This window comes from Streptomyces sp. 2P-4 (genome assembly GCF_030167965.1).
GTDB lineage: Bacteria > Actinomycetota > Actinomycetes > Streptomycetales > Streptomycetaceae > Streptomyces > Streptomyces globosus_A.
In genome coordinates, this window is the sequence record NZ_CP095011.1 from 3,369,234 (window position 1) to 3,391,039 (window position 21,806).

21 protein-coding genes are annotated in these 21,806 nt (G+C 74.8%); 8 read left to right on the top strand and 13 right to left on the bottom strand.

Annotation, left to right across the window (positions count from 1 at the left end; genetic code table 11):
* Positions 1-44: 44 nt before the first annotated feature.
* Positions 45-212: a hypothetical protein gene (locus tag MUK52_RS14660; protein ID WP_162793098.1), complete on the bottom strand. Its 168-nt coding sequence runs from the start codon at positions 210-212 to the stop codon at positions 45-47.
* Between the two features lie 149 nt (positions 213-361).
* Between MUK52_RS14660 and MUK52_RS14665 the strand changes: the two genes are divergently transcribed.
* Complete coding sequence (locus tag MUK52_RS14665; protein ID WP_284576904.1) at positions 362-2,167, top strand: S9 family peptidase; 1,806 nt, start codon at positions 362-364, stop codon at positions 2,165-2,167.
* Between the two features lie 44 nt (positions 2,168-2,211).
* On the top strand, positions 2,212-3,051 hold the full coding sequence (locus tag MUK52_RS14670; protein ID WP_284576906.1) for an SURF1 family protein: 840 nt from the start codon (positions 2,212-2,214) through the stop codon (positions 3,049-3,051).
* Here MUK52_RS14670 and MUK52_RS14675 read toward each other — a convergent pair.
* From MUK52_RS14675 to MUK52_RS14705, 7 genes are all read right to left on the bottom strand, one after another.
* Positions 3,023-4,108, bottom strand: a complete 1,086-nt coding sequence (locus tag MUK52_RS14675) for a hypothetical protein (protein ID WP_284576908.1) — start codon at positions 4,106-4,108, stop codon at positions 3,023-3,025. The two genes, MUK52_RS14670 and MUK52_RS14675, sit on opposite strands and share 29 nt — an antisense overlap.
* The gene (locus MUK52_RS14680; RefSeq protein ID WP_246042263.1) at positions 4,105-4,881 is read right to left on the bottom strand and encodes a SigE family RNA polymerase sigma factor; all 777 of its coding nucleotides are present in this window, start codon (positions 4,879-4,881) and stop codon (positions 4,105-4,107) included. The genes MUK52_RS14675 and MUK52_RS14680 overlap by 4 nt, the downstream gene beginning before the upstream one ends.
* 171 nt (positions 4,882-5,052) lie before the next feature.
* Complete coding sequence (locus tag MUK52_RS14685) at positions 5,053-6,126, bottom strand: aspartate-semialdehyde dehydrogenase (RefSeq protein ID WP_114053490.1); 1,074 nt, start codon at positions 6,124-6,126, stop codon at positions 5,053-5,055.
* Entirely contained in the window at positions 6,123-7,403 is a 1,281-nt protein-coding gene (locus MUK52_RS14690; protein WP_114053489.1) for an aspartate kinase, read from the bottom strand. The genes MUK52_RS14685 and MUK52_RS14690 overlap by 4 nt, the downstream gene beginning before the upstream one ends.
* A 172-nt stretch (positions 7,404-7,575) precedes the next feature.
* On the bottom strand, positions 7,576-8,250 hold the full coding sequence (locus MUK52_RS14695; protein WP_114053488.1) for a DUF5063 domain-containing protein: 675 nt from the start codon (positions 8,248-8,250) through the stop codon (positions 7,576-7,578).
* A complete protein-coding gene (gene recR / locus MUK52_RS14700; RefSeq protein ID WP_114053487.1) occupies positions 8,243-8,842 on the bottom strand; it encodes a recombination mediator RecR in 600 nt (199 codons plus the stop codon). The genes MUK52_RS14695 and recR overlap by 8 nt, the downstream gene beginning before the upstream one ends.
* Positions 8,843-8,887: 45 nt before the next feature.
* A complete protein-coding gene (locus MUK52_RS14705) occupies positions 8,888-9,232 on the bottom strand; it encodes a YbaB/EbfC family nucleoid-associated protein (RefSeq protein WP_114053486.1) in 345 nt (114 codons plus the stop codon).
* 255 nt (positions 9,233-9,487) lie between these two features.
* Between MUK52_RS14705 and MUK52_RS14710 the strand changes: the two genes are divergently transcribed.
* Entirely contained in the window at positions 9,488-10,255 is a 768-nt protein-coding gene (locus MUK52_RS14710) for an SLATT domain-containing protein (protein ID WP_174250329.1), read from the top strand.
* A 34-nt stretch (positions 10,256-10,289) separates the two neighbouring features.
* Here MUK52_RS14710 and MUK52_RS14715 read toward each other — a convergent pair whose 3' ends face one another.
* The 4 genes from MUK52_RS14715 to MUK52_RS14730 all read right to left on the bottom strand — a co-directional run bounded on the left by MUK52_RS14715 (position 10,290) and on the right by MUK52_RS14730 (position 15,752).
* Positions 10,290-10,940: a putative DNA-mimic protein gene (locus tag MUK52_RS14715; protein WP_114053485.1), complete on the bottom strand. Its 651-nt coding sequence runs from the start codon at positions 10,938-10,940 to the stop codon at positions 10,290-10,292.
* 137 nt (positions 10,941-11,077) lie between these two features.
* Positions 11,078-13,612: a glycosyltransferase gene (locus MUK52_RS14720; RefSeq protein ID WP_284576915.1), complete on the bottom strand. Its 2,535-nt coding sequence runs from the start codon at positions 13,610-13,612 to the stop codon at positions 11,078-11,080.
* A complete protein-coding gene (locus MUK52_RS14725; protein WP_114053483.1) occupies positions 13,609-14,289 on the bottom strand; it encodes a GntR family transcriptional regulator in 681 nt (226 codons plus the stop codon). The genes MUK52_RS14720 and MUK52_RS14725 overlap by 4 nt, the downstream gene beginning before the upstream one ends.
* 98 nt (positions 14,290-14,387) lie before the next feature.
* Positions 14,388-15,752: an aspartate aminotransferase family protein gene (locus tag MUK52_RS14730; protein ID WP_284576918.1), complete on the bottom strand. Its 1,365-nt coding sequence runs from the start codon at positions 15,750-15,752 to the stop codon at positions 14,388-14,390.
* A 264-nt stretch (positions 15,753-16,016) separates the two neighbouring features.
* On the opposite strand from MUK52_RS14730, the gene MUK52_RS14735 reads away from it, so the two are divergent.
* Both MUK52_RS14735 and MUK52_RS14740 read left to right on the top strand, forming a co-directional pair.
* Entirely contained in the window at positions 16,017-16,649 is a 633-nt protein-coding gene (locus MUK52_RS14735; RefSeq protein ID WP_284576920.1) for a DJ-1/PfpI family protein, read from the top strand.
* Entirely contained in the window at positions 16,642-17,214 is a 573-nt protein-coding gene (locus MUK52_RS14740; protein WP_284576922.1) for a MarR family winged helix-turn-helix transcriptional regulator, read from the top strand. The genes MUK52_RS14735 and MUK52_RS14740 overlap by 8 nt, the downstream gene beginning before the upstream one ends.
* Positions 17,215-17,483: 269 nt before the next feature.
* Here MUK52_RS14740 and MUK52_RS14745 read toward each other — a convergent pair whose 3' ends face one another.
* Positions 17,484-17,957: an HIT family protein gene (locus MUK52_RS14745; protein WP_284576924.1), complete on the bottom strand. Its 474-nt coding sequence runs from the start codon at positions 17,955-17,957 to the stop codon at positions 17,484-17,486.
* A gap of 289 nt (positions 17,958-18,246) precedes the next feature.
* On the opposite strand from MUK52_RS14745, the gene MUK52_RS14750 reads away from it, so the two are divergent.
* From MUK52_RS14750 to MUK52_RS14760, 3 genes are read left to right on the top strand one after another with little or no spacing between them, the layout of a single operon-like run.
* Positions 18,247-19,260 carry an alpha/beta hydrolase gene (locus MUK52_RS14750; protein ID WP_284576926.1) on the top strand — a complete coding sequence of 338 codons (1,014 nt, stop codon included), beginning with the start codon at positions 18,247-18,249 and terminating at the stop codon, positions 19,258-19,260.
* Positions 19,253-20,473, top strand: a complete 1,221-nt coding sequence (locus tag MUK52_RS14755) for an acyltransferase family protein (protein WP_284576928.1) — start codon at positions 19,253-19,255, stop codon at positions 20,471-20,473. Before MUK52_RS14750 ends, MUK52_RS14755 begins: the two co-directional genes overlap by 8 nt.
* A 10-nt stretch (positions 20,474-20,483) precedes the next feature.
* Entirely contained in the window at positions 20,484-21,800 is a 1,317-nt protein-coding gene (locus MUK52_RS14760; protein WP_284576930.1) for a sensor histidine kinase, read from the top strand.
* The last annotated feature ends 6 nt before the right edge of the window (positions 21,801-21,806 follow it).

Consider the following 21,806-nt stretch of genomic DNA (forward strand, 5'->3'; position numbering starts at 1 on the left):
CACACCCTAGGCCGCCGCCCGGCCGACGGGGGCCGGTTCAGTCTTCAGCCGCGTTTGGCCTGGGCTTTCTGCTGCATGCCGCGTGTCTTCGCCGAGAGGTACTGGGCGTCGCGGGCGGCGGACTTCGCGCGGGCTTCCGCCGCGGTGTTCTTCGCCCGCTCCCGCTGGCGCTCCGCGGCCTGCGCCGCGCCGGCGCGCTCCTTCTTGGCCATGGCCGTCCTCCTCCTCGGTCGCCCGGGTCTCGCCGGAGGCGTACGTACGCCCTCCACTGTCCTCCGGTTCGCGGCCCGCGGCATCCCCGCGGGGGCCCCGGCCGACCGCGGCCCATCGGTGCGCGAGGCCGATCGGCTTACATAGGGGCATGACTGACAACACGGCCCCGCCGGCCCCGTCCATGCCCGACTGGGAGAAGCGCTTCCGGGCGCCGCGCGTCGGACTGCCCGAGTGGGCGCCGGACGCCCCCGACCGCTCGCTGTTCGTGTCGAACGCGACGGGCACCTACGAGCTGTATGCGTGGGACCGGGCCACCGGTGCGCAGCGGCAGGCGACGGACCGCCCGCACGGCACGACCGACGGCACGCTCTCCCCGGACGGCGAGTGGATCTGGTGGTTCCGCGACACCGACGGCGACGAGTTCGGCGTCTGGGTGCGCCAGCCGTTCGCGGGCGGCCCCGACGAGCCGGCCGTCCCGGGCCTGGAGCCGGCGTACCCGGCCGGCCTGGCGCTCGGCCGGGACGGCACGGCGGTCGTCGGCCGGTGCACCGACGAGGACGGCTCGACGGTCCACGTGGTGCGGCCGGGCGGCGGACCGGTGGAGATCTACCGGCACCGGGAGTCGGCCGGGGTGGGCGACCTGTCGCGGGACGGGACGCTCGTCGCGATCGAGCACACCGAGCACGGCGACGCCATGCACTCGTCCCTGCGCGTCGTCACCCTCGACGGCGTGACCGTCGCGGAACTCGACGACTCCCGGGGCGGCACCGAGGAACTGGGCCTGGAGGTCCTGGGCTTCGCACCGGTCCCGGGAGACACCCGGCTGCTGGTCGGGCACCAGCGGCGCGGCCGCTGGGAGCCGATGGTGTGGGACGTGGCCACGGGCGCCGAGACGGACCTGGCGCTCGACCTGCCGGGCGACGTGGCCGCCGAGTGGTACCCGGACGGCTCGGCGCTGCTCGTCGAGCACGGCTTCGAGGCCCGCAGCGAGCTGTGGCGCTACGACCTGGCGGCGCGGGAGCTGACCCGGGTGGACACTCCGCCGGGGACGGTCTCGGGGGCGACGGCCCGGCCGGACGGAACGGTCGAGTACCAGTGGTCGTCGGCGGCCGAGCCCCCGGCGGTGCGGTCGACGGCGGGCGGGGTCGTCCTGGAGCCGCCGGGCTTCCGGCCGCCCGGCTCGGTCCCGGTGGAGGACGCCTGGGTGGAGGGCCCCGGCGGCCGGATCCACGCGCTGGTGCAGCGGCCCGCCGGCCGCGGCGAGGGCCCGTTCCCGACGGTGTTCGAGCTGCACGGCGGCCCGACCTGGCACGACACGGACGCCTTCGCGGCGGGCCCGGCTGCCTGGCTGGACCACGGGTTCGCGGTGGTCCGGGTGAACTACCGCGGCTCGACCGGGTACGGGCGGGCCTGGACGGACGCGCTCAAGCACCGGGTCGGCCTGATCGAGCTGGAGGACGTCGCCGCGGTACGCGCCTGGGCGGTGGGCAGCGGACTCGCCGACCCGGCGCGGCTGGTGCTGTCGGGCGGCTCGTGGGGCGGCTACCTGACACTGCTCGGGCTGGGCACCCAGCCCGAGCAGTGGACGGTGGGCCTGGCCGCCGTGCCGGTCGCGGACTACGTGACCGCGTACCACGACGAGATGGAGGCGCTGAAGTCCCTGGACCGGACGCTCTTCGGCGGCACGCCGGAGGAGGTCCCGGAGCGCTTCGCGGCGTCCTCCCCGCTGACGTACGTGGACGCGGTGCGGGCGCCGGTGCACATCGCGGCAGGCGTGAACGACCCGCGATGCCCGATCCGGCAGATCGAGAACTACGTCGACCGGCTGGCGGCGCGCGGGGCGGTGCACGAGGTGTACCGCTACGACGCCGGGCACGGCTCGCTCGTCGTCGAGGAGCGGATCAAGCAGGTCGGCATGGAGATCGACTTCGCGTTGAAGCACCTCCCCCGCTGAACCCCGCCACCGCGGCCGCGGTGCACCCCCCGTACCGTGGTGGGGTGCACCGGTTTCTCCTGACCCCGCGGTGGTGGGGGATCAACGTCTTCGTCGCGCTCGCCGTCCCGTTCTGCCTGTTCATGGGTTCGTGGCAGCTCGGCCGGTTCGAGGACCGCGTCGCCACGCACCGCGAGGCCTCCGCCGAGCGGCCCGCCGGGGAGGCCGCGGCCCCGCTCGCGTCGCTGCTGCCGGTCGACAAGAAGACCTCCGGCCGACTGGCCTCGGTCTCCGGGGAGTACGCGGAACAGCTGCTCGTCCCGGAGCGGCGGCTCGACGGGAAGAACGGCTTCTACGTCCTGACGCTGCTGCGCACCGACTCCGGCAAGGCGGTCCCGGTGGTCCGGGGCTGGCTGCCGGGGGCGGTGGACCCGGGCCGGGCGCCGGCGGCGCCGACCGGGCGGGTGGAGGTCACGGGCGCCCTGCAGGCCTCCGAGACGTCCACCAGCAAGGGCGTGTACTCCCGCGGCGGGCTGCCCGCCGGGCAGCTCGGCGTCATCAGTGCGGCCTCGCTGGTCAACATGGTGCCGTACGAGCTGTACGACGCGTGGCTGACGGTGCAGACACCGGCGGACGGGCTGACTCCGGTGCCGGCGCAGGCGCCGACCAACACGGGCCTGGACCTGAAGGCGTTCCAGAACCTCGGCTACACCGGCGAGTGGTTCGTCTTCGTCGGGTTCGTGCTGTTCATGTGGTTCCGGCTGTACCGCCGCGAGGTGGAGGCGCTGCGCGACGCCGAGGCGGGCCTGCTGCCCGACGGCGCCGCGCCCTCCCCTGCCGCCGCCGCTCCCGAGGGCGCGGGCGGCGGCCCGCAGGTCACTGCTTCGGCTCGTCCAGCGGAATGACGCCCGTCCGGTAGACGGTCCCGCCGCAGGCGGCGGGGATCGTCGTCTGCGTGGTCGGGGCGGCCGCACCCGCCGCGGCCGGGGTGTGCGTCACCTCCACGCCTGCCGTCTCCGGGGCCGGCACGGTGCCCTGGTCGGCGCTGCCCGTCGTGCCGCCGCCGGCGTCCGTACGCTGCTCGTCCTGCGGGGAGCCGCCGGCCGGCGGGGCGCTGCCGGTGCCGGAGGAGGCGGCCGGGCAGGACTCGCCGGAGGGCACCCAGGCAAAGCGGACCTCGTAGGCGGTGTTCGGCCGGAGCACCAGCAGCGGGGCCTCCGCCGCCGGGTCGGGCAGCTTGGCGGCCGGGTCCCCTGCCGTGTGGCCGACGACGGCGACGCCCTTGCCCGCCGCGGACGCGCTCACGGACGCCGCCGTGACGGTGTCCGGGCCGGTGACGGTGCAGCCGCGGGCGGAGACGTTGGTGACCTTGAAGCTGCCGTAGACCTTGCCGTCCGGCTCGGGCGCCTGGGCGCTGCCGCGCACGCCGAGCTGGTCGGCGCTGCACCCGGGGGGCGTGCCCTGGGCCGTCACCGGCGGCATGGGTCCGGATCCGGGGACGGCAGGGCCGCCCGAGGGGCCGCGGGACGCCTCGGGGCCGGTGGTGCTGCCGCCGTCCGGCGATCCGGTGCCCGAAGGGCCGGGGTCGGCGGTGCCGCGGTCGGCGGTGCTGCCGCCGTCGGGGGCGGTGTTCGACGTGTGGCCGCCGTCGTGGCGGGTGCCGGAGCCGCCTGCGGGCGCGGGCTCCTGTCCGCGGCCCGCCATGGCGGAGTGGCCGCCGGCGGTGCCGCTGCCGGCGGTGGTGCCCAGGTGGAGGGCCGTCGGTACGCCGGCCCCGGCCAGCAGCACGGCCGCGGCCGCGCCGACGAGGGCCCGGCGCCGCCGGGTACGGCGGGCGGGGACGGCGTGGCGCAGCCGCGCCAGGGCGCCGTCGGAGGGTTCCAGTCCGGCGACGGCTGCGTGCAGCAGGGTCCGGAGCTCCTGCTCCTCGCCGCCGCGCGGCCCGGTGTGGTCGACCATCATGACTGCGCAGCCTCCATCGCCACACGCAGCGCGGCAATGCCCCGCGATCCGTACGCCTTCACCGATCCGAGGGAGACGCCGAGGGTGTCGGCGACCTGGGCCTCGGTCATGTCCGCGAAGTACCGCAGCACCAGCACCTCGCGCTGCCGCCGCTGGAGCCCCCGCATGGCCCTGATGAGGTCGTCGCGTTCCAGCTGGTCGTACGCGCCCTCTTCGGCGCTGGCCATGTCCGGCATCGGCTTGGACAGCAGCTTGAGGCCGAGGATGCGGCGGCGCAGTGCGGAGCGGGAGAGGTTGACGACGGTCTGGCGCAGGTACGCCAGGGTCTTGTCCCGGTCCCGGACCCGGTTGCGGGCCGAGTGGACGCGGATGAACGCCTCCTGGACGACGTCCTCGCAGGATGCGGTGTCGTCGAGGAGCAGGGCGGCAAGGCCGAGGAGGGAGCGGTAGTGGGCCCGGTAGGTCTCGGTGAGGTGGTCGACGGTGGTTCCGGCGACGATCTCCCGCGGCTCGGCGGCGTCCCCGTCCACGGCCTCCTGCACCTCGGCGGCCTCGCGGGCCGCGGCGTCCTCGGGTGCCCCTTCCCCGCCGGAGGCGCCTGCGCTACCGCGCGGCGCGGGCACGAGGCCGCCCCGGGTCGGCACCCCTGACAGCGCGCCCGGCGGCACCGGGACGGTCACCGGGAACCCGCCGGACGGGCCGGGACGTCGCCGGGGCGCGGCGATCGTGCTGCGCACCGGGATGCCGGCGAAGTCGAGAAGTGCCTCTGCCACGCCCGTTGGACACGCGTCCCCCCGCCAGGGTTGTACGCGCGAGGCTGCTTCACCAGCAATATGTTCATTGCCCTCATGCGTACTCGCTCTTCCTGATTGCCCCAGTCCGTCCAGGCGGCAGTCAGGCCATCACCTTGATCTAGGGATCAGCACCTGATCCTACAAAGTGCATTACGCGAATTCAGCAGCGATCAGTTCCGCGGTCTGGACGGCGTTGAGCGCGGACCCATGGAGCAGGTTGTCCGCGCAGACGAAGAACTCCAGCGAGCACGGGTCGTCGAGGGAGGCCCGCAGCCTGCCCGCCCAGGCGGGGTCCGTGCCCGCCGCGTCGACGGGGGTCGGGAACTCGCCGGCCGCCGGGTCGTCGACCACGACGACACCGGGCGCCGCCTGGAGGACCTCCCGGGCCCGGCCGGCGTCCACGGCGCCGTCGAAGCGGGCCCGCAGGCTCAGCGAATGGCCGGTCAACACCGGTACCTGGACGCAGGTCACGGCGACCGGCAGGGCCGGGAGCCGCAGGATCCGGCGGGTCTGCGCCCGTATCGCCAGCTCGTGCGTGGACCAGCCCCCGGCGGCGAGATCACCGCACCAGGGGACGACGTTCAGGGCGAGGGGGCCCGCGAAGGGCCCGGTGTCCTCGCCGACGGCCCGCCGCACGTCGCCGGTCATCCCGCCCAGCGAGGTCCCGGCGACCAGGGACATCTGGCGGCGCAGCGCCTCGGTGCCGGCCCGGCCGGACGCGCTGGCGGCCTGGTACGAGGAGACCGTGAGGTCGCGCAGCCCGTACTCGGCGTGGAGGGCGCCGAGGGCCGCGGCCATGGCGGCGGTGACGCAGTCGGGGCCGGCGACGATGCCGCGCGGGCGCTCCCGTGCGTCCTCGGCGTTGACCTCGGGCACCACCAGCGGAACCCGGGGGTCCTCCCGGAAGGCGGCGGACTGGTCGACCACGGCGGCGCCGCGCGCGGTGGCGGCGGGCGCCCAGCGGGCGGAGACGTCGGCCGGGGTCAGGAACACCGCGACGTCGCCGCGGCCCATGCCGTCGAAGGCGTCCTCGGTGAGGGCCAGCACCTCGGCCTCCTCCCCGCGGACGGCCAGCAGGCGGCCGGCCGAGCGCGGGGAGGCGATCAGGCGTATCCCGCCCCAGACGTCCGCCCGTACGGACAGGAGCTGGAGCAGGACGGAACCGACCGCGCCGGTCGCCCCGACCACGGCGAGCACCGGGCCGGAGGACCGGGCGGGGGTCATCGTCCGGTGCCTCCGTAGACGACGGCCTCGTCGCTGTCGGAGTCCAGGCCGAAGGCCGTGTGGACGGCGACGACGGCGGCGTTGACGTCGTCCTGGCGGGTCACGACCGAGATGCGGATCTCCGAGGTGGAGATCAGCTCGATGTTGACGCCCGCGTCGGACAGCGCCTGGAAGAACGAGGCGGTGACGCCCGGGTTGGTCTTCATGCCCGCGCCGACCAGGGAGATCTTGCCGATCTGGTCGTCGTAGCGCAGCGAGTCGAAGCCGATCGCGGCCTTCGCCTTCTCCAGCGCGTCGATGGCCTTGTGGCCCTCGGTCTTGGGCAGGGTGAAGGAGATGTCCGTCAGGCCCGTCGCGGCGGCGGACACGTTCTGGACGATCATGTCGATGTTGATCTCGGCGTCCGCGATGGCGCGGAAGATCGCCGCGGCCTCGCCCGGCTTGTCCGGGACGCCGACGACAGTGATCTTGGCTTCGGAGACGTCGTGGGCGACTCCGGAGATGATGGCGTGCTCCACCTGCTCGTCCCCTTGCGACTCGGGCTTCTCGTTGCTGACCCAGGTACCCGGCAGTCCGGAGAAGGACGAGCGGACGTGGATCGGGATGTTGTAACGGCGCGCGTACTCGACGCAGCGGTGCAGCAGCACCTTGGAGCCGGAGGCGGCCAGCTCCAGCATGTCCTCGGAGGAGATCCAGTCGATCTTCCGCGCCTTCTTCACGACGCGCGGGTCGGCGGTGAAGACGCCGTCGACGTCCGTGTAGATCTCGCACACCTCGGCGTCGAGCGCCGCCGCGAGCGCGACGGCGGTCGTGTCGGAGCCGCCGCGGCCCAGGGTGGTGATGTCCTTGCTGTCCGCGGAGACGCCCTGGAAGCCGGCGACGATGGCGATGTTGCCCCCGTCGAGCGCGGTGCGGATGCGGCCCGGCGTGACATCGATGATGCGCGCCTTGTTGTGGACCGAGTCGGTGATGACGCCTGCCTGGCTGCCCGTGAACGACTGGGCCTCGTGGCCCAGGTTTTTGATCGCCATGGCCAGCAGCGCCATGGAGATCCGCTCTCCGGCGGTCAGCAGCATGTCGAATTCCCGCCCTGCAGGCATCGGGGATACCTGCTCGGCGAGATCGATCAGCTCGTCCGTAGTGTCGCCCATCGCGGAAACCACGACGACCACCTGGTGGCCGTTCTTCTTGGCATCCACGATCCGCTTGGCGACGCGCTTGATGCCCTCGGCATCGGCTACGGAGGAGCCTCCGTACTTCTGCACGACAAGGCCCACGTGCGCTCCTCGCTCATTCCTGTACTGCGGTCGCGGGCCAGTGTAACGAGCGACCGCAATACGGCCGACGTGTACCACATCATGAGACCTTCGGTTCAGCCCATGATCACACCAAGCGGCGCCGTGCCACGCGGCGCCGTGCCGCGCCGCCCGCGGGGGCGGCTGTCTTCCGCTACCGCTCGCCGACCGGGTTGCGGACGGGCCGGCGCCCGACGTTCCCGAGCTCCTCGGCCATCACCAGGCCGGCCTGCTCGGCGAGGTCGTCCTCGGCGAGGTCCTCGTCCGTGTCGAGCCCGTCCAGCGCGGCCAGCGGCTGGTCCAGCCGCACGTGCGCAACGAGGGACTGGAGGGCGCGCAGCGTCGCCGAGGCCGTCTGGCCCCAGTTGGAGAAGTACGAGAACTGCCACCACCACAGCGCCTCGGCCGTCCGGCCCGCCCGGTAGTGCGCCAGGCCGTGCCGCAGGTCGGCCACCACGTCGGCCACGTCGTCGGAGATCCGGTGCGCCACCGGCGCCTTCCGCGGCTCGTACGGGTCGAAGACCTCCGAGTAGACGTCGACCGGCTCCAGCAGGTACGCGAAACGCTCGCGGAGTTCGTCCACGTCCGGCTCGGGGCCCAGGTCCGGCTCGTAGCGCTCGTCGGGCAGGACGTCCTGGTAGGCGCCGAGCCTGCCGCCCGCCAGGAGCAGCTGCGAGAACTCCAGCAGGAGGAAGGGCACGGCGCTGTCGGGGTCCTCGCCCTTGGCCACCTCGGTGACCGCGACGATGAACGACTCGATCTGGTCCGCGATCTGGACGGCGAAGTCGTCCGGGTCCTGTCCCAGGGCGTGCAGCGTTGCGTCAGACATCGAGAAGTCGCCTTCCTTCAAAGGCACGCCCGAGCGTGACCTCGTCCGCGTACTCCAGGTCTCCCCCGACGGGGAGCCCGCTGGCCAGGCGGGTGACCTTCAGGCCCATGGGCTTGATCATGCGCGCGAGGTACGTGGCCGTCGCCTCGCCCTCCAGGTTCGGGTCAGTGGCCAGGATCAGCTCGTTCACCGCGCCGTCCGCGAGCCGCGCGAGCAGCTCGCGGATGCGCAGGTCGTCCGGGCCGACGCCCTCGATGGGGCTGATCGCCCCGCCCAGTACGTGGTAACGGCCGCGGAACTCGCGGGTCCGCTCGATCGCGACGACGTCCTTCGGCTCCTCCACCACACAGATCACGGAGGTGTCGCGGCGCGGGTCGCGGCAGATGCCGCAGCGCTCCTCCTGCGCCACGTTCCCGCACACCGCGCAGAACCGGACCTTGTCCTTGACCTCCAGCAGGGCGTGCGCGAGGCGCCGGACGTCCGTCGGCTCCGCCTGCAGGATGTGGAAGGCGATCCGCTGCGCGCTCTTGGGCCCGACGCCGGGCAGCCTGCCCAGCTCGTCGATCAGGTCCTGGACCACGCCTTCGTACAACGGAACGCCTTCTTTCGCTATCGGGTGGGGGTGCGGGGAGGGGGGCTAGAACGGCAGGCCGGGGATGCCGCTGCCGCCGCCCAGGCCCTGGGCCAGCGGGCCCAGCTTCTGCTGCTGGAGCGCCTGGGCGTTCTCGTTCGCCGCCTGCACGGCGGCGACGACCAGGTCAGCGAGGGTCTCGGTGTCCTCCGGGTCCACCGCCTTCGGGTCGATCACCAGCGCGCGCAGCTCACCGGAGCCCGTCACGGTCGCCTTGACCAGGCCGCCTCCGGCCTGCCCGTCGACCTCCGTGCGCGCCAGCTCCTCCTGGGCCGCCGCGAGGTCCTGCTGCATCTTCTGGGCCTGCTGGAGCAGCTGCTGCATGTTGGGCTGACCGCCACCGGGAAACATCAGGTGATTCACTCCGTACGTCGGGACGCTTGGTCAATCCGAGCCTACGTGCTCACCGCGCGCAGCGCCCTACGCCGAGAGGACCAACTCTTTCGAGTGAGGGGCGCGGCGTGCGCACCGCTGATGGGGACCTTCCTGCGGGCGGAAAACCGGGGATTCCTCGCCCACCGGCCGCCATTCGAAGGTAGGAAAGGGCATGCGCACCATTTAGCACACGCGCACCACCACACGTCAGCGCAGCAGAGGGAGCGCCGGGTGAGCCAGCCGGAGATGCAGCCCGAGGGGCCCGCCCGGGATCCCCGGGAGCCCCGGGACCCCCGGGAGGAGGGCGGCGGACCGATGGCGGCGGGCGACCTGACCGGGGGGCCGTTCCCCCTGGGGGACTGGGGCGAGCCGGCCGAGCGGCTGGACGAGCTGTACCGGCGGGTCGAGGCCGACGCGCTGCGCACCGCCGAGTGGTACCTCTCCGACCGGGCGTTCAAGCGGCGGGGCGCGCGGATCCTGCGGGCGGGAACCGCTGCCGGCGCGGTCGCCGGCGCCGCGATGCCGCTGCTGGACCTGGCCGGGGCCGCGCACGGCGCGTCGCAGTACGGCTACCTCGCACTGCTGCTGAGCGCCGCCTGCCTGGCCTGCGACCGGTTCTTCGGCCTCACCTCCGGCTGGATGCGCGACGTCGCCACGGCGCAGGCGGTACAGCGCCGCCTGCAGACCCTGCAGTTCGACTGGGCCTCGGAGAACGTGCGCGAGGTGCTGGGACCCACCGAGGGCACCGCCAGCGAGGCCGCCGAGCGCTGCCTGACGGTCCTGCGCCGCTTCTCGGAGGACATCACGGAGCTGGTGCGCTCGGAGACGGCCGAGTGGATGGTCGAGTTCAGCGTCGGCCCGGCGCCGCTGGTGATGCAGTCCCTCGGCGGGTCCGCCGGCCGCGCCTCGGAGGCCGGCGCGCCGCCGGCCCGCTTCCCGCTCCCGCCGGGGACGCGCCCGAACATGCCGCGGCAGCGGCCGCCCGAGCAGCCCCGCTGACCTGCGGCGGGGACGCGGGCGGGCGCGGGCGGCCTCAGCTGAAGATGATCATCGAGCCCTGGCCGAGGCTCCGCGTCGCCGCCGCGTGCAGGCCCAGCCACACGTGCCGCTCCCGCGCGAAGGGGCTGTCGTCGTACGGGATCGGCCCCGCCGGCTCCTCCAGCGACGTCGGCCGGCCGGGCGGGGCCGGCGCCACCGGCGGGTTCGCCGGGTCGATCCCGATCGCCGGGGCCACCACCGCGAGCTCCCGCAGCAGGCCCTGCGCCGAGCCCAGCGGGCCGCCCCCGGCCAGCAGCTCCTCGTTGGCCAGCGGCGCCGGGAAGTCCACCGGCACATACGCGCCCGCGTGGTCGTAGTGCCAGACCAGGTGCGACTGCTGGGCCGCCGCCTCGAACATCTCCAGCAGCTGCTCGTAGTCCCCGCCCAGCTCGTCGACGGGCGTGACCGGCAGTCCGCAGACCCGCAGCAGGTAGGCCCGCCGCAGGAAGTGCAGGGCGTCGTAGTCGAACCCGGCGACCGGGGCGACGTCCCCGCTCAGCCCCGGCATGTACGCGAAGACCGGGACGGACGGCAGCCCGGCCTCGCCCAGCGCCTTGTCGTACGAGGCGATCTCTTCCGCGAAGGGGTTGTCGGCGCTGTGGCACAGCACGTCGACAAGGGGAACCAGCCACAGGTCACAGGCCACTCGGGCTCCGATCAGTCGTTGTCGCGCCGATGCCGTCAGCGTAGTGCTCCGGACACGCGGAGCGAAGGGCCGCGCAGAACCCGGGGGCCGCCGGGGGCGGTCTCCGGCCACCGGGCGGCCTGGCGCCCGGAGACCTGCTACCGGCGGCCCACCCGCCAGACCCAGGCGTCCCGGACCCGCTCCGGCTCCGCGCCGAGCAGCCCCGTCAGCAGGCTGCGCAGCTCCTCGGCCCGGTCCTGGGAGGGAAGCACCACGGCGCCCGCCTTCCAGTGCGCCAGGTCCTGGCGGGCCTGCTCCCGCCACTCCGGGGTGGCCTCGGGGGCCGGGGCGCCGTAGCGGACGTCCCGCAGCAGGTTCGACAGGTGCCGCGGCGGGGCCCCGTAGATGCCGATGCGCTCCTCGCCCCACGGGCCGTTGAAGTAGCCGCCGGCCAGCCGGAAGCCGAAGTCCGCCTCGACCTGCCAGTGCAGCGCGTCGGCCTGGCCCGGGTCGGGGAGCGGCACCGGGACGAGGGCCTCGCCCTCGCGGACGTAGTCCTTCCAGGCGCCCGAGGTGATGAACGCGGGCACCGGCGCCCGGTCCCGTACCGCGAGCGGCAGCGGCAGCACCGGGATCACGGCAGCGGCCGCCGCGAGCAGGCCGAGCGTCCGCAGCTCGCGCACCCGGGCGCGGGCGGCCCCGTCGAGGGCCAGCGCCAGCAGGATGCCGAGGATCGGGGCGCACACCATCGCGACGCGGCCCTCGATCACCGACTCGAACAGCGGCGCGTGGGCGAGCGCCGCCCAGGGGCCGGGCAGCACGATGTCGGTGAGCGGCAGCCGCACCCGGGGCCCCAGCGAGAGCAGCAGCGCGGCGGTGCCGGTGAGGGCCAGTGCGCGGATGCCGGGCCGGCGCCACAGCCAGACGCACACGGCGGTGCCGAAGGCGAGCAGCGGCCAGCCGTAGAAGGCGTTCTGCTCGGTGGTGTTCATGGAGAGCCGGGCGGCGGTCTCGGCGTCGCCGAAGAGGGACCGGGCGGCGTACTCGATCAGCGCGCGCGGGCTGTTGCCGGCGTTGTCGCCGTGGAGGACCGAGTGGTAGCTCTGCGGGCCGAGGAACTGCCAGTACAGCGGGACCGCCACCAGCGGCAGGCACACGGCCAGCGCGATGGCGAGGCCGCGCGCGAGAGGCCGCGCGGCGGCCAGGGCGCGCCGCCGGTCGACCGCCAGGTACGCCAGGCAGAACAGCAGCATGCCGAGCGCGGCGATGAGCAGCGGCTCCTCGCCGATGAAGATCTGGTACGCCGCGAACAGGCCGAGCAGCACCCCGTCGCGGACGACGCGGCGGCCCTCGCACAGGCGCAGGGCGCGGTCGACGATCAGCGGCAGCATGAAGAGGACGACGAAGTTCGGGTGGCCGTTGGCGTGCGAGACCATCGGCGGCGCGAACGCGGCGAGCGCCCCGCCCGCGGCGGCGGCCCACCGGCTGCGGACGAAGCGGCGGCGGATCAGCCAGTACCAGGTCCAGGCGCTGGCGGCCATGCCGAGCGTGAGGACGAGGGCGAAGGTGACCGTCTCCCCGAACAGCAGCGTGATCGGGATGAACGGGACGTTCAGGCCGAGCATCGTGGCGTTCGCCATCAGGTTCACGCCGTCGGGCATGCCCTGGGCGGTGGTGAAGAGGGGGTTCCGCAGGTGGGTGACGTTGTCGGCGACGACGCCGGTGAACCACTCCCACTGGTTCTGGTCCTGGAGGGCGTCGCGCAGGTAGCGGCCGTCGAGGTCGGCCCACAGGCCGTGGAAGAGGTAGAAGGACAGGGCGAGGAACACCCCGGCGACGGCGAGGCCGCCGGCGTTCAGACGCCACAGGTCGGCGAGCGCGCGGCGGCGGCCGCCCGCGGGGCGGCGGCCGGGCGGGCCGGTCGGCGCGGCGGAGCGGCGTACGGGCGCGTCGGCGACGGCGCCGGGTCCGGCCTCGCGGCGCAGCAGGCGGGTCACCTCGGCGTCGACGGCGGGGCCGTCGAGGGTGGAGGCGGCGAAGGCGGCACGCGCCCGGTCGCCGTCGAGGAGGGCGAAGGCGCAGGTGTCGGCCCGGAAGCCGGGGACGCCGGGGATGCCGAGGGCGCGGACGAGGCGGCTGCCGGTGCGGCCGAGGACGGCGACGGGGAGTGCGGAGGCTCCGGGGGTTCCGGGCGCTTCGGCTGCTTCGGCTGCTTCGGCTGCTTCGGCGGCCGGTGTGTGCGGGTCCCGGTCGGCGGGGAGGCCGGCGGGCGGGGCCAGGAGCGGTTCGAGGCGGTCCAGTTCCTCCGGCGGCACGCCGAGGCCGGCGTCGGCCAGGAGGATGCGGCGACCCGTGGAAGCGGCGACTCCGGCGCGCAGGGCGGCGCCCTCGCCGCGGGGGGCGTCGAGGCGGACGAGCCGGATCCGCGGATCGGCGGCAGCCTCGGCCGCGACGGCGGCGGCGGTGTCGTCGTCGGAGCCGTCGTCGGCGACGACGAGCTCCCAGGCGCCGGGTCCGGTTCCGAGGCGGGAGTCGAGGTGCTCGCGGAGGGCGGCGGCCGTGGCGCGGATGCGGTGCCCGTCGCGGTAGGCGGGGACGACGACGGAGAGGCCGGCGGGCGCGGCGGGGCCGCCCGGGGCAGCGGCCGGGCCGGGCAGGGTGGTGGCGGCGGAGTCCGCGTTCGCGGCGCTCATGCGTCGGCCGTCGTCAGCGTGGCGGCCCAGTCCAGGCCGTGCTGGTTGTACGCGTGCACGAGGCGGCGCACCTCGTCGGCGTCGCCGCGGGTGACCGCGTCGATCAGCTCGTTGTGGCCGGACCACAGCCCGGCGTTCAGGTCCGGTGCCGCCTTCAGGTGCGGCACGGCGAAGGCCCAGCACTGCACGCGGATGCGGTGCAGGAAATCCGAGATGTACGTGTTGCCGACCAGCCCGCTCAGCTCCCTCCAGAAGCGCAGGTCGTAGCCGATCAGCACTTCGAGCGAGCCGCTCTGCACGGCCCGACACGCCTCTTCGGCCCGACGGCGCACCGACACCAGCCTCTCGCCGCAGCCGGGCGCGGTGCCGCGCTCCACGAGCCGCCGGAAGATCCCGTCGACTATGAGCGTACGGGCCTCGATCATCCCCCGGAAGTCGTCCAGGGTGAAGGCGCGCACGCGGAAGCCGCGGTGCTGGTCGGATTCCAGCAGTCCCTGCGCGGCGAGGTCGACGAGCGCCTCGCGCACCGGCGTCGCGGAGACGCCGTACTGTTCGGCGATCTGCTTGACGGTGAACTCGGTGCCCGGTGGCAGGCGCCCGGCCAGCACCTCGTCGCGCAGCGCGTCCGCGATCTGCCGGCGGAGTGTGTTGCGGGTGACGGCGGCGCTGCCTGCCATGGGGGTCCTTACTCCTTGGGGTGAACTTCGGACACCTTAGGGCAGGCAGCGCGGCCGAAAACCGATCGATTCGGTGCTGTTACCGAGTTCGCCCCCGGTCAGGCGGAGGCCGTGTGCCGGTCGGCGACCGTGAGCGCCTCGTCCAGCAGGGCCAGGCCCTCCTTCGCCTCGGCCTCGGTGACGGTGCAGGGCGGGACGACGTGGACGCGGTTCATGTTCACGAACGGCCACAGCCCGGAGGCCTTGCAGGCGGCCGCGAACTCGGCCATCGGCGCGTTGTCCGCGCCGGCGGCGTTGTACGGGACGAGCGGCTCGCGGGTCTCCCGGTCGCGGACGAGCTCGACGGCCCAGAAGGCGCCGAGGCCGCGGACGTCGCCGACCGACGGGTGGCGTTCGGCGATCTCGGCAAGGGCCGGTCCGATCACGTTCCGGCCGAGGTGGGCGGCGTGCCCGACGACGCCCTCCTCCTCCATCGTGCGGATGGTCGCGACGGCGGCGGCGCAGGCGAGCGGGTGTCCGGAGTAGGTCAGTCCGCCCGGGTAGGGGCGGGTGGCGAACGTCTCGGCGATGGCTGCGGAGATGGCGACGCCGCCGAGGGGGACGTAGCCGCTGTTGACGCCCTTCGCGAAGGTGATCAGGTCGGGGGTGACGCCCCAGTGCTCGGCCGCGAACCAGCGGCCGGTGCGGCCGAAGCCGGCCATGACCTCGTCGAGGATGAAGACGATGCCGTACCGGTCGCAGAGCTCGCGTACGCCGGCCAGGTAGCCGGCGGGCGGCACCATGATGCCGGCGGTGCCGGGGACGGTCTCCAGGATGATCGCGGCGATGGAGGCCGGGCCCTCGAAGGCGATGGTGTCGGCGAGGTGGGCCAGGGCCCGCTCGCACTCCTCCGCCTCCGTGGTCGCGTGGAAGGGCGAGCGGTAGAGGAAGGGCCCCCAGAAGTGGACCACCCCGGCGGAGCCGGTGTCGGAGGGCCAGCGGCGCGGGTCGCCGGTCAGGTTGATCGCGGCGGCGGTGGCGCCGTGGTAGGAGCGGTACGCCGAGAGGACCTTCTGGCGGCCGGTGTGCAGGCGGGCCATGCGGACGGCGTTCTCGACGGCCTCGGCGCCGCCGTTGGTGAAGAAGACCTTGTCCAGGTCGCCGGGGGTGCGCTCGGCGATGAGGCGTGCGGCCTCGGAGCGGACGTCGACGGCGAAGCCGGGCGCGAGCGTGCACAGGCGGCCGGCCTGCTCCTGGATGGCCGCGACGACCCTGGGGTGCTGGTGGCCGATGTTGGTGTTGACCAGCTGGGAGGAGAAGTCGAGGTAGCGGCGGCCGTCGTAGTCCCAGAAGTACGCGCCCTCGGCCCCGGCGACGGCGAGCGGGTCGATCAGGGCCTGGGCGGACCAGGAGTGGAAGACGTGGGCGCGGTCGGCGGCCTTGACGGTGGCGCCGTCCGCGTCGGCGGGGAGATGAGGGGTCATGCGGCCACGCTAGAAGTGCGCAGGTGGGAGGGGGTATCGGCGGAGTGTATGGGGGTCGGGGCCGGGCCTCGGCAGTCTGTCGCCGGGCGGCGCGGTACGGGCGGGCGCGCGGCGGTCACGCGGCGGGCACAAGGGTTGACAGCATGCTGACGTAATGACAGCCTGCTGTCATAAGCAGCCGGTCGACAGGGCGGCCGGGCGGACCTGCGGCGGCGCCGCGGCGGACCCGGAGCAGCCCGCCGATACGCACGGGAGGCGATCCACATGACCGCGAACCGCTCCGACAAGCCGGTCCACCTGGCCGTGTACGACACGTACGCGGACTGGGAGACGGGCCACACCACGGCACACCTCACGCAGCGCGGGTACCGCGTCCGGACCGTCGCGGACGACGGCCGACAGGAGGTGACCACCATGGGCGGCGTCCGCATCCGGCCCGACGGCGCGCTGTCGGACTTGTCGCCGCAGGACTCCTCCCTGCTGATCCTGACCGGCGCGGCGCTGTGGGACACCGGCGACGAGCTGGCCCCCTTCGCGGCGAAGGCGGCGGAGTTCCTGGCCGCCGGGGTTCCCGTCGCGGCGATCTGCGGGGCCACGGCCGGCCTGGCGCGCGCCGGGCTGCTGGACGGGCGCGCCCACACCAGCGGCGCCCCGGCCTACCTGGCGGAGCAGCCGGGCTACGCGGGGGCAGAGCAGTACGTCGAGGCCGACGCGGTGACGGACGGCGACCTGATCACCGCCGGGCCGACGGAGCCGGTGGCGTTCGCGCGGGAGGTCTTCGCCCGGCTGGACGTGTACGGGCCGGAGGTCCTCGACGCGTGGTACCGGCTGTTCCACGACTCGGACGCGAGCGCGTTCCCGGTGCTGATGGCGGCGGCGGAGCGCGGGGATGCCTGAGCGCGCGGCGGCGGGCGGGACCGCGGCCGGAAGCGGCCGGGGCGGAGGCGGCGGAGGCAGCGGAGGCGGCGGAGGCAGCGGAGGCGGCGAAGGGCTGTCGACTCGGGAGCGGCAGGAGCTGCTCAGCGCGGCAGCGCTCGGCGTCTTCGGCCTCAACGGCCGGTTCCTCGCCCTCTCGGAGGAGCTGGCCCGGCCGGCCGGGCTGACCGCGGCGCGCTGGCAGGTGCTCGGCGCGGTCCTGCGGGAGCCGCTGCCGGTAGCCGGCATCGCCCGCGCCATGGGCATCACCCGGCAGAGCGTCCAGCGCGTGGCGGACCTGCTGGCCGCGCAGGGGCTCGCCGAGTACGTGGCCAACCCCGCGCACCGGCGCGCGAAGCTGCTGCGCCCCACCCGCGAGGGGCGCGCGGCGGTCGCCCGTATCGGACCGGCGCACGCGGCGGCGGCGACGGCGCTGGCGGAGCACCTCGGCGACGAGGCGTTCCGGGAGGTCGTGGCCGCACTGGACCGGCTGGCCGCGGCCATGGACGCCCTCCCCGGGCCGCCCGCTCCCCCGTCCGGCGACTGAGCCTGCGCGGGCGGCGGCGTCAACGGCGCTGCGGCCAGCGCTTGTTGGGTGCGTGGACACCCCGGGCGGCGAGATCGCCGGCGCGTGTTTACGGGACGGGCAACGGCCAGGACTCGGCGCCCCGTCGGCGCCAGGCCGCGCGGACGGCCTGCGCACGGGCGCCGGGGGCGCCCGCCCCCGCGTGCGCCGGGCCCTTGACCGGGTGGCCGGGCTGTCCTGACCGGGTTCGGCGTGCGCGTCGCGACGGCGGCCTGGCCTGCCGGCCCCGGTCAGGCGAGCCGGTCGAGTTCCCCGCCGATGGCGGTGCGCAGGCCCTCGTGCCGGGTGCCGAGTTCGTGCTCGGTCCCTCTCCAGTGCTCCTCCCCGTACAGCCAGACGGGCAGTCGGACCAGGTCGGCCGGCTCCCAGTCGTAGCGGGGCCAGACGTGCGCGTGCAGGTACGGGTCGGTGTTGCCCAGGATCTCGATGTTGACGCGGCGGAAGGCCGGGTCGAGGCGGCGGCAGGCCAGTTCGACGGCCTCGGCGAGCCGCTCCATGTCGGCGAGGTACGCCGCCCTGCGCGGCCGGGGCAGGTCCGAGAGCCGGGTCACCGAAGGGTCGTCGGTGAGGAGGACGGAGTAGCCGGGCAGGAACTGCCGGTCCCCGATCACCGCGAAGCCCTGGTCGAGGCGGCGCATGACGGTGGGGTTCTCCCCGCGGTGCGCGCTGCCTATGCGGTCGCTGCGCCAGTCGGTGTCGATCATGCGTCGAGCGTAGGCGTCCCCTGCCGGTGAGGGCCTGGAAAGGGCGGGGATCGGGCCGCCGCGGGATGCATCCCGGAGGCGGATCCGTCGGCCTGCCGGGTGCAGGCGGATAGCTCGCAGGTCTCCCCTGTCATACCTGAGAGCCATTCAGAAAGGGCGCTCTGCGGCGGGACGCGGGCGATGGCCCCTGATCCATAGCTTCGTCATGGGAGGCGGGACCCGGCCGCAGAGGTCGCACCCGCTCCCACCGGCAGCGCGACATGCGCAGGACGAAGGAGCAGGGACCGCCATGACCAGCCGACGCGAAGGACGCCCCGGAGGCCGCCGCGAGGGACACCGCCTGCGCGGCCGCCTGCGCCGCACCCTGCTGGCCGGCGCGGTCGCCGCGGCCGTGGTGCTGCCCGTGTCCGCGGCCGCCTCCCCGGCCGTGCCCGCGCCCATACCGGCCGCCGTCGGCGAACAGGAGCCGCTGCAGGCGGTGTACGCCGCGCACCGCACCGGTCTCGCCGAGGCCGCCCGCATGGCCGCGGACGCCGGCCGCCCCGGCCGGGCGGACCGGCTGCACACCATGGAGGCGGGCGGTGCCGCGCAGTTCCTCGCCTTCGACGGCAGGGGGACGGGCCGCGCGGTGGAGGTGTTCGGCGACCTCGCGACGGCCGACCGGATAGCGGTGCTCGTCCCCGGATCCGACACCACGCTGGACACCTACCAGCGGTTCCGTGAGGGCGCCTCCGCCCTGCACGTGCGGCTTTCCGCAGCGCACCCCCGGGCCGCGGTGGTCGCCTGGCTCGGGTACGACACGCCGGGCACCGTCAGCACGACCGTCCTGACCGCCGACCGGGCCGACGAGGCCGCCGCCGAACTCGGCCCGTTCCTCTCCCACCTGGCGCGCCTCGCCGGGCCCGGGGCCCGGATGTCCCTGCTGTGCCACTCCTACGGCACGGTCGTCTGCGCCCGCACGGCCACCGGCTCCCCCGTCACCGATGTCGTCCTGTACGGCAGCCCCGGCACGGGCGCCGACTCGGCGGCCGACCTGCCCACCGCTGCCCGCGTCTGGGCCGGCCGCGGCGGGTCGGACTGGATCGGGAACGTGCCGCACGTCCGCCTCGGGCAGGTCGGCTTCGGCACCGACCCGGTCGACCCGGCCTTCGGGGCCCGCCCGTTCCGTGCCGGCCCGAGCGGCCACAGCGACTACCTGAAGCCCGGCAGCGAGTCCCTGGACAGCCTGGCCGGCATCGTCCTCGGCACCGCCGGCGGCGGTGCGGGGCGGGCCGCCGCCACCCCGGAGGTGCCCCGTGCTTAGGCTGCGCGCCCGCTGGTCCGCCGTCGCCGACCGGGTCGAGGCGGGCACTCCCGCCGACCGGGACCGGTCCGTGGACGCCCTGCGGGCCCTCGCCATCCTCGGCGTGGTGCTCGGCCACTGGCTGGTGACGGCGATGACCTCCTCGGAAGGCGCGCTCGCCACCACCAGCCCGCTGGCCCACATGCCGTGGCTGGCACCCCTGTCGTGGTTGTTCCAGACGCTGGCCGTGTTCTTCTTCGTCGGCGGCCTCGTCGCCGCCCGCGGCCACGCCTCCGCCCGGGAGCGCGGCGTCCCGTACGGGGCCTGGGTGGGGCAGCGGTTGTCCCGGCTGTTCCGGCCGGTCGCCGCGGTGCTCGCCCTGTGGACGGTGGCCGCGGGCGGGATGCTGCTGGGCGGGGCCGCGTGGGGCACCGTCCACGCGCTGGTGCGGCTCGTGCTGTCGCCGCTGTGGTTCCTGCTGGTGTTCGCCGTGCTGACGGCGGCGACGCCGCTGGCGGTGCGGCTGCACCCGGTGTGGCCCGCGGCCGTGGTGGCGGCCGTGGACCTGTGGCGGTTCGGATTCGGCGGGCCGGAGTGGGTCGGCTGGGTCAACGTGGCCGCCGGCTGGCTCGTCCCGTACACCCTCGGTGCGGCCTGGGCGCAGGGGCGGCTCGACCGGCGGGGCCCGGCCCTGGCGCTGCTGGCGGGCGGGGCTGCGGGCACGGCGGTGCTGGTGCTGTGGGGCGGCTACCCGGCGTCCATGGTCGGCGTGCCCGGTGCGGCCGTGTCGAACCTGAACCCGCCGACGTCGGCCGCGGTCGCGTTCGGGCTGGCGCAGTGCGGGCTTGCGCTGCTGCTGCGGGGGCAGCTGGCGCGGGCCGCGGTCCGGCCGCGGGTGTGGGCGGCAGTCGCCCTGCTGAACCTGTCGGCGATGACCGTTTTCCTCTGGCACCAGACGGCGATGATGGCCGTCACCGCGCTCGGCCTCACCTCCCCTGTCGAACTGCCCGGCCTGCACACCGTCCCCGACTCGGCGCTGTGGATACCCGCCCGGCTGCTGTGGCTTCCGGTGTTCGCGGCCGCGCTGACCGTGTGCCTGGCCGCATTCCACGCGCACGAGCGGGGCGGGCGGGGCCGACAGGGCCGGCAGGGCGGCGCCGGTGCCGCGGCCGGGGACGGCGGCGCCTTCCGTCCGGTCGGGCCGGCCCGGAGGCGGGAGGCGTCCCGTGTCTAGGGTGGACGGCGTGAAAGAGCAGCACAGCACCCCGGCCGCAGGCCCCGGTTCCGGTCCCGGCGCGGACGCCGGCCGGCGGTTCGGGGCGCTGCGGACCCTGGCCGCCGGGCTGTTCACGCTCGAACGGAACCCGCTGCCGGGGATGTCCCGGCCGCGTTGGCTGGCCCGGCTGCCGCATCTGGCCCTCGGATACGTGGCGGTGCTCTGCACGTTCCTGACGACCGAGCAGATGTCCTCCCACTACGGGGTGAGCGGCGGCTACCCGCTCCTGGCGGCCGTGGCGGGCGGCGCGTCGGTGGTCCTCGCCATGTTCCGGCCGATCGCCGGATGGTGGCTGGCGCTCGCGTCCGCGTTCATGGTGGCCGTGCAGACGCAGGGCAGTGCCGGCGAGGGGCAGAGCTGGCCGTGGACGCCCGCCGGCGTGGTGCTGTTCGCCTTTGTGGTGCTGCTGGTCGCACTGCGGGTGCCGGCGCGGGTGACCACGGCGGTGGTCGGGCTGTCCGTCGCGCTCGGCGCCCTGGCCGAGGTGCGGTTCCGGCCGGCGGGCAGCGAGAGCACGATCCCCGCCACCCTGCTGCTGTTCGCCTTCGCCGGCGTGCTCGGATACGCCCTGCGCGCCGGCCGCCTGGCCCGCAGCAAGCTCGTCGAACAGGAGACGCTCACCGAGGAGGAGCGGGCCCGCCGGGCCCTGCTGGAGGAGCGCAGCCGTATAGCGCGCGAACTGCACGACGTGGTCGCCCACCACATGTCGGTCATCTCGATCCAGGCGCAGGTCGCCCCGCACCTGGTCGAGAACCCGTCACCGGAGCTCAGGGAGAACCTGGCCGGCATCCGGGAGAACGCCCTGGAGGCCCTCACGGAGCTGCGGCGGGTGCTGGGCGTGCTGCGCTCGGAGCAGGCCGCCGACCCGGCCGACCCCCACCATCCGCAGCCCACCCTTGCCGAGTTGGAGGGGCTCGTCGGCAACGTGCGAAGCGCCGGGCTGGAGGTGACCACGGCGATCGCGGGCATCCGGCGGCCGCTCGCGCCGGGCGTGGAGCTCACCGCGTACCGGATCGTGCAGGAAGCCCTCAGCAACTGCCTGCGGCACGCCCCCGGATCGCAGGTGGAGGTCGGCATCGCGTACGGGCCGCGCGAGCTGCACCTGTGCGTCGCCAACACGGCGCCGGGCCGGAAGGCCCCGCCCTCGCACGGTGCGGGGCACGGGCTGCTCGGCATGCGGGAGCGGGCGGGCATGCTGGGGGGCGAGCTCGCCGCGGGTCCGCGGCCGGGCGGCGGGTACGAGGTGAGCGCCGTGCTGCCCGTGGACCCTCGGACGAACGACTAGAAGGAC